12 protein-coding genes and 1 pseudogene are annotated in these 13963 nt (G+C 62.7%); all 13 read left to right on the forward strand.

The features are described from left to right. Nucleotides 1-25: 25 nt before the first annotated feature. Nucleotides 26-175, forward strand: a pseudogene (locus ARB25_RS10430) (hypothetical protein); the annotation flags it as partial. Then, entirely contained in the window at nt 161-2248 is a 2088-nt protein-coding gene (gene fdhF / locus ARB25_RS04575; RefSeq protein WP_465038248.1) for a formate dehydrogenase subunit alpha, read from the forward strand. The pseudogene ARB25_RS10430 and the gene fdhF, both read left to right, overlap by 15 nt. 78 nt (nt 2249-2326) lie before the next feature. Next, complete coding sequence (locus ARB25_RS04580; protein WP_055286162.1) at nt 2327-2944, forward strand: 4Fe-4S dicluster domain-containing protein; 618 nt, start codon at nt 2327-2329, stop codon at nt 2942-2944. After that, nucleotides 2937-4955, forward strand: coding sequence for a hydrogenase 4 subunit B (gene hyfB / locus ARB25_RS04585; protein ID WP_055286164.1), 2019 nt, complete (start codon nt 2937-2939; stop codon nt 4953-4955). Before ARB25_RS04580 ends, hyfB begins: the two co-directional genes overlap by 8 nt. Before the next feature lie 12 nt (nt 4956-4967). Continuing rightward, on the forward strand, nt 4968-5894 hold the full coding sequence (locus ARB25_RS04590; protein WP_022095201.1) for a respiratory chain complex I subunit 1 family protein: 927 nt from the start codon (nt 4968-4970) through the stop codon (nt 5892-5894). 15 nt (nt 5895-5909) lie between these two features. Beyond that, nucleotides 5910-7367 carry a hydrogenase 4 subunit D gene (locus ARB25_RS04595; RefSeq protein WP_055286165.1) on the forward strand — a complete coding sequence of 486 codons (1458 nt, stop codon included), beginning with the start codon at nt 5910-5912 and terminating at the stop codon, nt 7365-7367. Between the two features lie 13 nt (nt 7368-7380). Next, on the forward strand, nt 7381-8034 hold the full coding sequence (gene hyfE / locus ARB25_RS04600; RefSeq protein WP_055286167.1) for a hydrogenase 4 membrane subunit: 654 nt from the start codon (nt 7381-7383) through the stop codon (nt 8032-8034). Between the two features lie 3 nt (nt 8035-8037). Beyond that, the gene (locus tag ARB25_RS04605; RefSeq protein ID WP_055286169.1) at nt 8038-9597 is read left to right on the forward strand and encodes a hydrogenase 4 subunit F; all 1560 of its coding nucleotides are present in this window, start codon (nt 8038-8040) and stop codon (nt 9595-9597) included. Between the two features lie 3 nt (nt 9598-9600). Further along, nucleotides 9601-11373 (forward strand): hydrogenase large subunit, encoded by a 1773-nt coding sequence (locus ARB25_RS04610; protein WP_055286171.1) that lies wholly within the window; start codon nt 9601-9603, stop codon nt 11371-11373. A gap of 1 nt (nt 11374) precedes the next feature. Next, on the forward strand, nt 11375-12091 hold the full coding sequence (locus ARB25_RS04615) for a formate hydrogenlyase complex iron-sulfur subunit (protein WP_070097519.1): 717 nt from the start codon (nt 11375-11377) through the stop codon (nt 12089-12091). A gap of 2 nt (nt 12092-12093) precedes the next feature. Next, on the forward strand, nt 12094-12876 hold the full coding sequence (locus tag ARB25_RS04620; RefSeq protein ID WP_055286173.1) for an NADH-quinone oxidoreductase subunit B family protein: 783 nt from the start codon (nt 12094-12096) through the stop codon (nt 12874-12876). Further along, complete coding sequence (locus tag ARB25_RS04625) at nt 12877-13458, forward strand: formate hydrogenlyase maturation HycH family protein (protein WP_055286175.1); 582 nt, start codon at nt 12877-12879, stop codon at nt 13456-13458. Then, complete coding sequence (gene hycI, locus ARB25_RS04630; RefSeq protein ID WP_055286177.1) at nt 13458-13961, forward strand: hydrogenase maturation peptidase HycI; 504 nt, start codon at nt 13458-13460, stop codon at nt 13959-13961. Before ARB25_RS04625 ends, hycI begins: the two co-directional genes overlap by 1 nt. Nucleotides 13962-13963: the final 2 nt, after the last annotated feature.

A 13963-nucleotide genomic window follows, 5' to 3' on the forward strand; every position in this document is an offset into this window, starting at 1 on the left:
TAGCAGAGAAAGGAAGGAGGGTGTCATGGAGAAGCATAAAGTGATTTGCCCGTACTGCGGCGCCGGTTGCCAGTTTAACCTCTTGGTCCAAAACGGCCAGGTCGTGGGTACCGAACCGCTCAACGGCATCACCAACCAGAGCGAGCTGTGCCTGAAGGGCATGAGCGGCTACGACTTCATCAACGACACCAAGATCTTGACTCCTCGCGTACTGCACCCGATGATCCGCCGCACTAAGGGCGCGGATCTTGAGCGCGTAAGCTGGGACGAGGCACTGGATTTCACCGCATCTAAGATGCAGGCCATAATTGACGAATATGGTCCTAACGCTGTCATGACCACCGGCTCTTCGCGAGGCGGCGGCAATGAGGCGAACTACGTCATGCAGAAGTTTACGCGTGCGTGCATCGGCACCCACAGCGTAGACAACTGCGCCCGTACTTGACACGGCCCTACTGTCCTCGGTCTGATGGACACGGTTGGTTCAGGTTGCATGTCATGCTCCATCCCCGGTATGGAGGATGCGGGCTGCATTTTCCTCTTCGGCTATAACCCTGCCGATTCGCACCCCATCGTCGCAAGGCGTATCGTGCGAGCCAAAGAAAAGGGTTGCAAGATCATCGTCGCCGATCCGCGCCATATCGAAACCGCGCGTATCGCCGATCTCTACCTTCCGATCAAGAACGGTTGCAACGTTGCGTTCCTCAACGCCTTTGCCAACTGCTTGGTCAACGATGGCCTCTACGACAAGGAATTCGTCGCCGAGCACACGAACGGCTTTGACGAGTGGTGGGAGACCATTAAGAACTACACTCCCGAATCCGTACAGGACATCACGGGTGTCGAGCCCGCGTTGATCCACCAAGCTGCCGAGATGTACGCCACGGCGAAGCCCTCCGCCATCATTGGCTGGGGCATGGGCGTATGCCAGCAGAAGCAGAACCTGAAGACGGTGCACACCATCGCCTCCATCGCCTGCGTTGCCGGCCAGATCGGCAAACCCAATTCCGGTCTCGCGCCCGTGCGTGGTCAGAACAACGTCCAGGGCTCCTGCGATATGGGCATGCTGCCCAACCTGTACCCTGGCTACCAGAAGGTCACCGACCCGGCAGTGCGTGCCAAGTTTGCCAAGGCTTGGGGCGTGCCCGAGGAAAAGCTCCCGCTCGAGGAGGGCTACAAGCTCACCGACCTGGGCCACCTGGTCGACGAGGGCAAGGTGCACTGCTTCTACAACTACGGCGAGGACCCGGTGCAGACCGAGCCCGATTCGGCCGGTATGCGCAAGACGCTCTCCGAGCTGGATCTGTTCATTTGCCAGGACATCTTTATGACGCAGACGACCATGCTCGCCGACGTCATCCTGCCCGCTACCTCTTGGGGCGAGCACGAGGGTGTCTTTACCGCATCCGACCGTAGCTTCCAGCACTTTGACGCGGCCGTTCCGCCCAAGGGCGAGTGCCGTCACGACTGGGAGATCTTCGCGGACCTGTCCACGCGTATGGGCTATCCCATGCACTACGACAACACCGAGCAGATCTGGAACGAGTGCATTAGCCTGTGCCCCAACTTTGTGGGCGCGACCTACGAGAAGATGGCTCCCGAGGGCGGCTACGCCCAGTGGCCCGTCAAGAGCACCGATGTGAACGACCACGGTACGCCCGACATGTTCGCAGGCGGCAAGTTCACCACCAAGGATGGCCGCGCCAACCTGATGGCGCACGACTGGGAGGCGCCCTCCGAGCTTCCCGACGATGAGTACCCGCTCATTCTGTGCACCGTCCGCGAAGTCGGCCACTACAGCTGCCGCTCGATGACCGGCAACTGCAAGACGCTGGCGCTGCTCGCCGATGAGCCCGGCTTTGTCCGCATGAATCCCGCGGACGCCCAGGCGCGCGGCATCAAGAACGGCGACATCGTCTCGATTCACAGCCGTCGCGGCCAGGTATACAGCCGCGCCGACGTGAGCGATCGCATCAACAAGGGCACGGTCTACATGACCTATCAGTGGTGGATCGGCAAGTGCAACGAGCTGACCATTCACAAGGTCGACCCGGTCTCGCACACGCCCGAGGACAAGTTCTCCGCCTGCCAGGTCGACGCCATTGCCGACCAGGTTTGGGCAGAGGGCGAAGTCGAGCGTCAGTACACCGAGCTCAAGCAGGCTCTGGTGGACGCCGCCGCTCCCCAAGACGTTGAGCCCGGCGCCGCCAAGTTCGACGACGAGACGCACGTGAACCAAATCGTGTAGTCCCGTTCTCGTTGGCTTTTTGGGCCGGGCGTCCCGTACGTTCGGGAGCCCGGCCCGTTATTTTGAAAGGAAGTGGGGATGAACCGCTTCATCGACATCAACCCGGAGAGGTGCATCGGCTGCGGAACATGCCAGTCCGCCTGTGCCGACGCCCACCGGATGCAGGGTCTTCAGGATACGCCGCGTCTGGCGCTCGTGAAGACCGGCGGTATTTCGGCCGCCCTTGCCTGCCACCATTGCGAGGGTGCCCCCTGCGCCGAGGTCTGCCCGGTGAATGCCATCGAGCACGATGGCGATCGCATCCACGTCAAGGAGCAGGAGTGCATCGGGTGCAGGCTGTGCGCCATCGCGTGCCCCTTCGGAGCCATCCATCCCGATGGCACGTCTATCGCCGGTGTCGCAGGCATGTGCGACCCGACGCCTTCGTATCCTAAGTCCCTGAGCAGCCTGCTCACGTGGGCTCCTGGCCAGTACACCTGCGCCGTCAAGTGCGACCTGTGCGCCTTCGATCCGGACGGCCCGCATTGTGTGGCGGCGTGCCCCACCAAGGCGCTGACCGTCATGGGCGGTGCGGCCGATCGCGAGCTCGACGAGGCCAAGCGCCTGCGCTCGATCGAAAACGGTCCGGCTGTCGACGTTACCGCCGTGGCCCAGGGCCTGTCCGAGAAAGCAGAAGGGAGCGAAAACAATGGATAGCATGACGCTGTTTATCGCATCGCTTGCCGTCTCGTGCATCGGTGCGCTCGCCTCGGTTCTGCTGATCAAGGCCGATAACGCCGCCAAGACCGCCGGCTGCCTTATCGGCGCCGTCGCCGCGGTGCTTTCGTTTGTGGCCGGTCTCCAGGCCGTGCTGGGCGATGTCACGTCGGTCGACACTATCGTGTTTTTCCCGTTTGCCCATTTCCAGCTGCTGCTCAATCAGCTGTCCGGCCTGTTCGTGGCGCTCATCTCGGTGCTCGCGTTTGCCGGCTCGATCTACGGTCTCAACTACTTTGATGAGTACCCGGGCAAAAAGGGCCGCGCCGGCTTCTTCTTTAACACCTTCGTGGCGTCCATGATGCTCGTCATCACCGCCGACAACGTGTTTTGGTTCCTGGTCGCCTTTGAGCTCATGTCGCTGACCTCGTACTTCCTGGTCGTGATCGAGGAGAACGAGAACTCCATCCATGGCGGTTGGCTCTACTTTGTGATCGCGCACGTGGGCTTTGTGCTCATCATGGCGAGCTTCCTCACCATGACCAACTTCGCCGGCGGCTCGTTTGCCTTTGCGGATTTCCGCGCTACGCAGTTTAGCCCCGCGGTCGCATCCGTGTGCTTCGTGCTCGCCTTCTTTGGCTTTGGCGCCAAGGCCGGTATCATCCCGCTGCACGGCTGGCTGCCCAAGGCGCATCCCGAGGCGCCGTCCAACGTGTCGGCCCTCATGTCCGGCGGCATGATCAAGATCGGTATCTTCGGTATCCTCAAGGTGGGTCTCGACCTGCTCTCCGCCTCGGGCGTTCAGGTCTGGTGGGGCCTTATGGTCATGGTCTTCGGTGCGATCTCGTCGGTCCTCGGCGTGGCCTTCGCCCTGCAGGAGCATGACATCAAGCGCCTGCTGGCCTATCACTCCGTCGAGAACATCGGCATCATTCTGCTCGGCGTCGGCGCCTCCATGGCCGCCATGGCGCTCAACTCGGTCGGCATCGCCGTCCTGGCTCTGATGGCCGCCCTCTACCACACGTTTAACCACGCGATGTTTAAGGGCGAGCTGTTCTTGGGCGCCGGTGCGCTGCTGTACTCCACGGGTACGCGCAATATGGAGAAGATGGGCGGCCTGTTCCGTCGTATGCCGGCAACGGCCATCTGCTTCCTCGTTGGCGCGCTTGCCATCTCGGCCATCCCGCCCTTCAACGGCTTTGTGTCCGAGTGGTTTACCTACCAGTCGCTCTTTAACGCCGCCATGCAGGGCGACAAGGCCGTCATGATCGTGGCCGTGTTCGCTGCCGTCGCGCTTGCCATTACCGGCGCGCTGGCTGTCACGTGCTTCGTCAAGGCCTATGGCGTCTCCTTTGCCTCCGCGCCCCGCTCCGAGGCCGCGGCCAATGCCAAGGAGGTTCCCGCCCCCATGGTGTTTGCGCAGGGCCTGCTCGCGGCCATCTGCGTCGTGCTGGGCATTGGCGCTCCCGTGATCGCGCCCGTGCTGGTCGATGTCGCCGCGTCCGTGCTGCATCCGTACGGTGGCGTGTTTGCCGCCGAGGGCATGGAGCTCATGAACCAGTACTCCGGCGCTGCCACCTCCACGCCCGCGATCGCCATTGCGCTCGTGGTGCTCGTCGGCCTTGCCTGCGGTTATCGCAAGCTCAAGACCGTCGGCAAGGTGCAGAAGTCCCAGCCGTGGGCATGTGGCTATGCTCCCAACGAGCATATGCCCGTCGTGGCCACGACCTTTGCCTCCGAGGTGTCCTGGTTTATGCAGCCGCTCTACACGCTGCGTGACCGCTGCACGGCCGTCTGCTGGTCCATCGCGCACTTCTTCCAGAAGCTCACCGGTGTGGCCGAGGCTGTGGAGCCCGTACCCGACAAGGTTCTCGTCGATGCCCCGCATAAGGGTGTCGAGAAGCTCGCCGATCTCGCGACTAAGCTCGAGGGCGGCAACTACAGCATCTATATCTGCTACATCGTCGCGGCACTCGTGGTGTCCCTCGTGCTCGCCGTGCAAATGGGTTAGGGAGGGGAGAGCATGAACAACATCGTACTTGCCGTTCTGCAGGGCGTGGTCGTCATGGCCGTCGCACCGTTCTTCTCCGGTCTCGGCCGCGTGATCCGCGCCAAGATGCACAACCGTCGCGGCCCCAGCATCATGCAGGACTACCGCGACCTGGCCAAGCTCTTTGCGCGCCCCGAGTCCCAGAGCGAGGATGCGAGCTTTGCGCTGCGCATCATGCCGCCGCTGTTCTTCGCCGTCGCCTTTATGCTCGCGATGGGTCTGCCGCTCTTTACGGCGCAAAGCCCCATCCCGGTCTTTGGTGACGCCATTACCATCATGTACAGCCTGGCGCTCGCCCGTTTCTTCTTCGCCCTCTGCGGTGTGGATTCGTCCAACGCCTACGCCGGTATCGGCGGCGTCCGCGAGCTGCTCATGAGCGTGCTCATCGAGCCGTCCATGCTGCTGGCGCTGTTTGCCGCCGCCCTGGTGTGCGGCTCCACCGACATCGCCACCATGGGTCAGCACATCATGACGGGCGCCATCGACGCGCCGGTCGCCGTGATCCTCGCCGGCATCGCCTTTGCGATTGCCTGCTACATGGAACTCGGTAAGCTGCCGTTTGATCAGGCCGAGGCCGAGCAGGAGCTTCAGGAAGGTCCGCTCGCCGAGCTTTCCGGCCCGTCGCTTGCCATGGCCAAGCTCGCCATGTCCATGAAGCAGGTCCTGGTCGTTGCTTGGTTCTGCGCGATCTTTGTCCCCTGGGGTGAGCCCGCGACCGTGGGCGCCGCCGCCGTTTTGGGCGCGGTTATCTTCCTGGTGAAGTGCCTGATCGACTTTGTCGTGTGCGGCGTGATCGAGAACTCCTGCTCGCGCTCGCGTTTTAAGGTGCTTGGCAATCAGACTTGGGCCGTTGTGGGCATCGCCGTTCTGGCGTTTGTCTTCGTGGTCGTCGGCGTGTAGGAGAAGGGAGAAACAATGTCATTTGCAGTCAGTCTGTCCCTTCTCGGCTTGGTCGCTATCGCGGCCCCGATGGTGGCCTCGGTGCTTGTCGCCCTGTTCCCCCGTCCGTACGCCAAGTGGTTCAGCGTTTTGGGTGCCGCCGTCTCGACGGTCTGCACCATCGCCCTCGCCGCGAATTTCGCTGGCGCCGGCATGCCCGACACGCAGGTCCCCCTGATCTCGTTTGGGCAGACCCTCGTCATGGGATTCACTTTTGATCGCATGAGCACGCTGCTCGCGCCCGCCTTTGTGGGTATCGGCCTGCTCGTCGTGATCTATTCGATTCCCTATATGAGCGAGAATAACCGTGAGCATCCCGATGCGCCGCGTCGTCGCTTCTACGCGTACCTCGCGACCTTCATCGGCGCCATGGCCGGCCTTGTGTACAGCTCGACCCTTTTGGGTCAGCTCGTGTTCTTTGAGATCACGGGTGCGTGCTCTTGGGGCCTCATTAGCTACTACATGTCGCCTACGGCCAAGAAGGCCGGCATGAAGGCCCTGATCATTACGCATATCGGCGCGCTCGGCCTGTATCTGGGCGCCGCCATCGTGTTTGCCCACACCGGCACCTTCGCCATTACCGCGATTGCCGGCCTCGACGCCAAGCTCAAGGCTATCGTCCTTTTACTCGTGCTGTTTGCGGCCTGGGCCAAGTCCGCACAGGTTCCCATGTACATGTGGCTGCCTTCGGCCATGGAGGCGCCGACGCCTGTTTCGGCCTACCTGCATGGCGCCTCGATGGTCAAGGTCGGCGTGTGCGTGTTCGCGCGTGCACTCGTCTCTGCCGGCGAGATTCCCGAGATCGTGGGCTGGGTCGCCATTATCGACGCCATGGTCACCATGCTCTTTGGTTTCCTTATGTACCTGCCGCAAAAGGACATGAAGCGCCTGCTGGCCTTCTCCACGATCGCCCAGCTCTCCTATGTGTTCTTTGGTCTGGGCCTTTCGGTCTTTGGCAGCCAGCTGGCCTTTGACGGTGCCGTGTGCCACATCTTTAACCACGCCTTCGCCAAGACCCTGTTCTTCCTGATCGCCGGTTCGTTCTCCTTTACCCTCGGCACGCGTATGCTGCCCAAGCTTCGCGGCATCGTAAAGAAGTACCCGATCTCGGGCGTGGGCTTTGGTGTCGCGGCGCTCGCCATTGCTGGCGTGCCGCCCATGAACACGTTCTTCTCGAAGTTCCAGATCATCGCCGGCGGCTTTTCTGTGGGTGCCGGCAACGTCGCGATCCTGGTGCTCGTGTGCATCATGGTTGCCGAGACGGTCGCCACCTTCGCCTGGTTCCTCAAGTGGATGGGCTATTGCCTGCCCGGCGAGCCGAGCGACGAGGTCGCTGCGGGAGCCCCGCTTCCCCGCGCGATGGCATTCGTGTTCATCGTGCTCATCATCATGGTTATCGTCAGCGGCCCGCTTTCGGCCAGCTGGATCGGTTAGGAGGTAGAACGACATGGGTTATTCGATCGTCAACATCCTTGGCGGCCTTCTGATCGTCACGTCCACCATGGTGGTCGTCTCAAAGAACATCAAGCACGCCATCAGCTGGTATGCGGTGCAGTCGCTGGTGCTCGTGGGACTGCTCGCCACGCTCGGTGTCACCACCGGTGCGCAGGAGCTGCTTATGTGGGCTGGATCTGCCTTTATCACCAAGGTCGTCCTGGTCCCTTATATCCTCAACCGTGCGTATAAGAAGATGGGCGAGCCGAGCGACGCATCGCTCAAGGCCGGCCTTAAGCCCGCGTGGGCCATCTGCATCATCGCCGTGGAGGTCGCGATCTGCTTTGCCGTCGTGACGCAGATCAGCCTGCCCACGGCCGAGGTCGCAACGCCTGCGCTTGCCATTAGCTTCGCTCACTTCTTTGTGGGCCTCACCTGCATCATTTCGCAGCGCAACATCATGAAGCAGATCTTTGGATACTGCCTTATGGAAAACGGCAGCCATGTGACGCTCGCGCTTTTGGCCCCCACCGCTCCCGAGATTATCGAGATCGGTATCGCCACCGACGCCATCTTTGCTGTCATCATCATGTCCATCGTCGTGCGTCGCATCTGGGACGACTCCCACTCGCTCGATGCGCGCGACCTGTCCGAGCTGAGGGGGTAGTCCATGGAAACGTTGATTCTCGCCCTGCTCGCGACTCCTTTGGTGTTCTCGCTGGTCATGGCTTTTTTGCCCAAGAACACGTCCTATAACGTGTTTGCCGGTCTCAACCTGGTCTCCGTCGCAGCCGTCCTGGTGCTGTCGATTATGACGGCCGGCGACGTCCTTATGAGCGGCGACACCGCGAGCGCTCTTGGCCTGTGGTTCCACCTCGATTCGCTGGGCGCCATCTTTGTGCTTCTCATCGGCTTTATCGGTTTTCTTACGGGGCTGTTCTCGCTGCCCTATGTAAAGGCCGATATCGAGGAGGGCTCCATGCCCGCCGAGCGCGCCAAGCAGTATTTTGCGCTGTTTAGCCTGTTTGTGTTCACCATGCTGCTCGCGTGCCTGTCCAACAACATGATCCTCACGTGGGCCGCCGTGGAGGCAACTACGCTTTCCACCGTGTTCCTCGTGGGTATCTACAAGAACAAGACGGCCCTCGAGGCTTCTTGGAAGTATGCGATGGTCTGCACCGCCGGCGTGGCCTTTGGCCTGTTCGGTACGCTGCTGATCTACGCCAACGCCGCCGACGTGATTCCCAACGCCCACGAGGCCGCATTCCTGTCGTGCGTGCTGCCGTATGCCGACCAGTTCGACCCGACGCTCATGCGCCTCGCCTTTGCGTTTATCGTGATCGGCTTTGGCACCAAGGCCGGCCTGTTCCCCATGCACACTTGGCTGCCCGATGCCCACTCCCAGGCCCCGAGCCCTGTCTCGGCCCTGCTCTCGGGCGTGCTGCTTAAGTGCGCCATGCTCGTGATCATGCGCTTCTACGGCTTTACCATCCAGGCCGTGGGCGCCGAGTATCCGCAACTTTTGCTGCTGATCGTCGGCACGCTGTCCATTTTGGTGGCGGCACTTTCGATGTTTCGCCAGGACGACCTCAAGCGCCGCTTCGCGTACTCGTCTGTGGAGAACGTGGGCGTTATCGCCCTGTGCCTGGGTATCGGTGGCCCGCTAGGTATCGCCGCGGCCCTGCTGCACTGCGTGTTCCACGGCTTTACCAAGACGCTTGCCTTCTGCGTGTCCGGCAACATCCAGCACGCTTTTGGCACGCGTAGCCTGGCCAAGATCCAGGGCGTCGTCGAGGTTGCCCCCGCAACCGCCGCGCTCGCCGTCCTGGCGCTGCTCGGTCTTGGTGCCTTCCCGCCCTTTGGCATGTTTATCTCCGAGTTCCTGACTTTTGTCGCCGGTGTTACCGCCGGTCCCATGTGGCTGGTCGTCGTGGTCGCCCTCGGTCTTACCGTGGCCATCTCCGCGCTCACCCGCATCGCACTCAAGTCGGTATTCGGCCATGCGCCCCAGGGCATGGGCAAGCATGAGGCCCCGGCGCTCATGCTTATCCCCGAAATCATCCTGGCTGTCATGATCTTGTGGTTTGGCATCGCCACCCCGCTGCCCCTCGTGCACGGTGTGGAGACCGCGACCGGCATCGTACTCGAGCAGAGCACCGAGGAACTTCACGCGACGCCGATGTACCGCGCTGTGTTCGGTACCGAGACCGCTCAGAGCGAGGTGGAGTAACGAATGATTGAAACTGAGAACAAGGTGTATGCCCGCCGCTGCGAGAGCCATGTCGAGGCCCTGCGCCGCGCCGTTCCGGGCTGCATCGAGAAGGTCGAGTGGCAGTGCGAGGACCAGCTGACGATTACCGTCAAGCAGGACAAGCTGCCCGAGGCCGTCCACTACCTGTACTACGAGCGCTACGGCTGGATTCCCGTGATCATCGGCAACGATGAGCGCAGCCTGTGCGGCCGTTACGCCGTGTACTACGTCATCTCCATGGAGGGGGAGGATCCCGGCTGGGTGACCGTGCGCACCGAGGTCGATCCCGCCAAGATGACGTTCCCGTCCGTGACGCCGTTCGTCCCCGCCTGCGTGTGGGGCGAGCGCGAGCTGCGCGACATGTTCGGCCTGATCCCCGAGGGTCTGCCCGATCGTCGTCGCCTGGTACTGCCCGACGATTGGCCCAGCGGCCTGTACCCGCTGCGCAAGGACTCCATGGATTACCGTTTCCGTCCCGCTCCCGCGAGCGGCATGGAAAACTACGAGTTCTTGGCCGACACCAAGGGCAAGGAGACCACGCTCGTCCCCATGGGCCCGTTGCACATTACCTCCGACGAGCCCGGCCACTTCCGCCTGTTTGTCGAGGGCGAGACGATCGTCGACGCCGACTACCGCCTGTTCTACGTGCACCGCGGCATGGAGAAGGTCGCCGAGACGCGCCTGAACTATGACGCCGTGACGTTCCTCGCCGACCGCATCTGCGGCATCTGCGGCTGCGCCCACTCGGTGGCCTATGCCGAGGCCGTCGAGCGCGCCCAGGGCATCCATGTCCCGCCGCGCGCCCAGTACATTCGCGCCATCATGCTCGAGGTCGAGCGCCTGCACTCGCATCTGCTCAACATTGGCCTGGCGTCGCACTACACGGGCTTCGACTCCGGCTTCCAGCAGTTCTTCCGCGTCCGCGAGAAGTCCATGGACCTGGCCGAGAAGCTCTCCGGTCACCGCAAGACCTACGGCCTCAACGTGATCGGCGGCGTGCGTCGCGACATTTTGGCCGAGCAGAAGCTCTCCACGCTCACGACCATCCACCAGCTGCGCTCCGAGGTTCAGGAACTCGTCGACGTGCTGCTCTCCACGCCCAACTTTATTGAGCGTACGAGCGGTATCGGTATCTTGGACCGCAAGATCGCACGTGACTTCTCGCCGGTCGGCCCGCTCATGCGTGGCTCGGGCTATGCCCGCGACGTGCGCTTTGACCATCCCTTCGACGGCTACGCCGATCCGGATATTCAGAAGATGCACGCCGCCACGGCCGACACCTGCGATGCCTTCGGCCGTACCGCCGTCCGCATCCAGGAGGTCTACGATTCGATCGACATGATCGAGACCATGCTCGAGAACTGCCCGTCGGGCCCCATCCTCACCACGGATTGGGAGTACACCCCGCACAAGTACGCCATCGGTGCCACCGAGGCGCCGCGCGGCGAGGACGTGCACTGGGCCATGCTCGGCAATAACCAGAAGTGCTACCGCTGGCGCGCCAAGGCCGCCACGTACAGCAACTGGCCGGTCCTGCGCTACATGTTCCGCGGCAACACCGTGGGCGATGCGGCGCTGATCGTCGGCTCGCTCGACCCGTGCTACTCCTGCACCGACCGCGTGACGGTGACCGACGTCGCCGCCAAGCGCGACCACGTGCTCGACAAGGAGCAGTTCGAGAACGTCTGGCGCGACAAGTCGCCGCTCGCGGGCGAGGGCACCATGGCCGCTCCGCTCGATGAGGAGGCGCTCTAATATGCTGAAGCTTTGGAAGGTTAACGCCAAGGCCGGCGACGCGACGGTCAAGTACCCGTTTGCGCCGTTCCCCACCAACAAGGACATGCGCGGCAAGCCCGAGCACAATGCCGAGCTCTGCATCGCCTGCGGTGCCTGCGGCGTGGCGTGCCCGGCCGATGCCATTCGCATGGACACCGACCTTGCGGCCGATACCATCACCTGGTCGATCGACTACGGCCGCTGCATCTTCTGCGGCCGCTGTGAGGAAGCCTGCCCCATGGAGGCCATCAAGCTCACCGAGGAGTTTGAGCTGGCCGTCATGAGCAAGGACGACCTCACCAGTAAGAGCGTCTATACGCTCGAGCACTGCTCGCGCTGCGGCAAGCCGTTCGCCCCTCACAAGGAGATCGACTACGCCAAGCGCCTGCTGCAAAAGGCCGGCGGCATGGAGGCCGAGCAGGCTGCCCGTACCGTTGGTATGTGCCAGGAGTGCAAGCGCGAGCTCGACGCCCTGCGCGCCGCCTCGGCCGTAAAGACCGGCAACGCTGCCGGCATGGCTGCCAACGAGACGCTTGCGTCCGGCGAGCCCCAGGGCCCCGGCATGGAGTATCTGGGCGGCCACGGCGTGAACCCGGAGTATATCGACCGCGAGCTCAACCCCGATGCGCCCGAGATTCCCGCCGGTCCGGCGCCGGTCGAGGGCATCATCATGGATTTTGAAACGAAGGAGGAGTAACCATGGCCGAACCCACGCTTTTGCCCGAGCGGCTTCAGTACCGCCCGACCAAGATCGAGCTCGACGAGAGCATCGAGAAGGCCAAGGCGACCCTTCTTAAGAAGATCAAGCGCTCGGTGTACGTCTACCGTGTTGACTGCGGCGGCTGCAACGGCTGCGAGATCGAGATCTTCGGTTCCATCACGCCCGTCTTTGACGTCGAGCGCTTTGGCATCAAGGTCGTGCCTTCGCCCCGTCACGCCGATGTGCTGCTGTACACCGGCGCCGTGACGCGTGCCATGCGTATGCCGGCCCTGCGCGCCTTTGAGGCCGCACCCGATCCCAAGATCGTGGTGTCCTATGGCGCGTGCGGCTGCACCGGTGGCATCTTCTACGACAACTACTGCGTCTGGGGCGGCACGGATAAGATCCTGCCGGTCGACGTCTACATTCCCGGCTGCCCGCCCAGCCCCGCGCAGACCGTCTACGGCTTTGCCATGGCGCTCGGTCTGCTGGACCAAAAGTTCCATGCCGAGACCACGGTGGAGGCCGCTGGCGAGCAGGCCGATATTCTGCACCCCGGCGTGCCGTACAAGCTGCGCGTTGCCATCGAGCGCGAGGCTCGCGCCATGAGCGGCTACCGTTACGGCCGCGACCTGGCCAACGAGTTTATGGATACGCTCGAGGGCGCGCCCAAGGGCGATATCCGCGGTGCCATGGCGCTGCTCATCGACAAGCAGGACGATCCGCGCCGCGTCGAGGTCTACTCGGCGCTGCAGGATCTGGTGCTGGCCGGAGGTCGCTAGATGGAGCTCACGGACCGCTCTGGTTACTTTGCGGGTCCCGGCATGCTCGGCGGCTCCTTTGGCGATGCCTCGCGCGCAAGCGACGAGGCCGCCGAGGGCGTCGCCGACCCCTGCCTGGGTCATGCGCCCGACCAGGTGGTCTTTTACGAGCTCACGCGTAAGTTTGTGGAGACCGAGGAAGACGTTCCCCAGGAGGCCTGCGACGTACTGTACTACACGCTCGCCGTGGGCCACCACACCGGCGTGCTCGACTGCTTTGAGCCGCGCCTGTCGGTGCCGGTGGATGTGTTCTATTCGCTCGTCGACGCGCTGCCGGAGGGGGAGGCCAAGACCAAATTCGAGGCCATCCGTTCCTTTGGCGAGTGCCAGCTCGACAAGGCGGCGGTGCCGTCGCTGCTCGAGGCCTGCGATACGCTGCTCGACGAGCGCGGTTTTCGCGGGTCGGCCAAGGCCGGAATCTCGGTGTTCGATGACGACTTTGGCCTGCATGCCCAGCAGGTCGCGTTCTTAATGAAGTTTCGCGATCTGGTTGAGCGCGTGCGCGATGTGTCGGGCGTGTATCTGACGGGAAGGTTGCAATAATGGGTCGCGTTGTGGATGGTCGTGTGAACGGCGCCCCGTTTGCGGGTATCGTGCTCACGGCGGGAAGCGTGCTGCGTGCCGACGATGCCGCCGGCCCCGTGCTCTCCAAAAAGATGGAGGACGCACCCATCGCCGGTTGGTACACCATCGACGGCGGCCAAACGCCCGAGGACGACATTATCGAGGTCAAGCGCGAGCGTCCGCCGCGTTTGGTTTTGGTCGATGCCGCCGACATGGCGCTGCCCGTCGGGTCCATCCGCTTGCTCGACAAGCGCGATGTGGCCCGCAAGTCGATGTTCACCACGCATTCGCTTCCTTTGTCGATTCTGATCGAGGAAATCGAACAATCGTGTGATGATATCGTCTTCGTTGGGATTCAGCCGGGCGACACGGAGTTCTACAACCCCATGTCCCCGGAAGTCTTTGACGCCGTCGACGCCGTGTACGACGCCGTGGCTGCCAACGACTTTTCCCACTTTGTCCGCTTGGGACAGGAGCAATAGCA

The sequence above is a fragment of the Collinsella aerofaciens genome (assembly GCF_001405375.1).
Taxonomy (GTDB): Bacteria; Actinomycetota; Coriobacteriia; order Coriobacteriales; family Coriobacteriaceae; genus Collinsella; species Collinsella aerofaciens_F.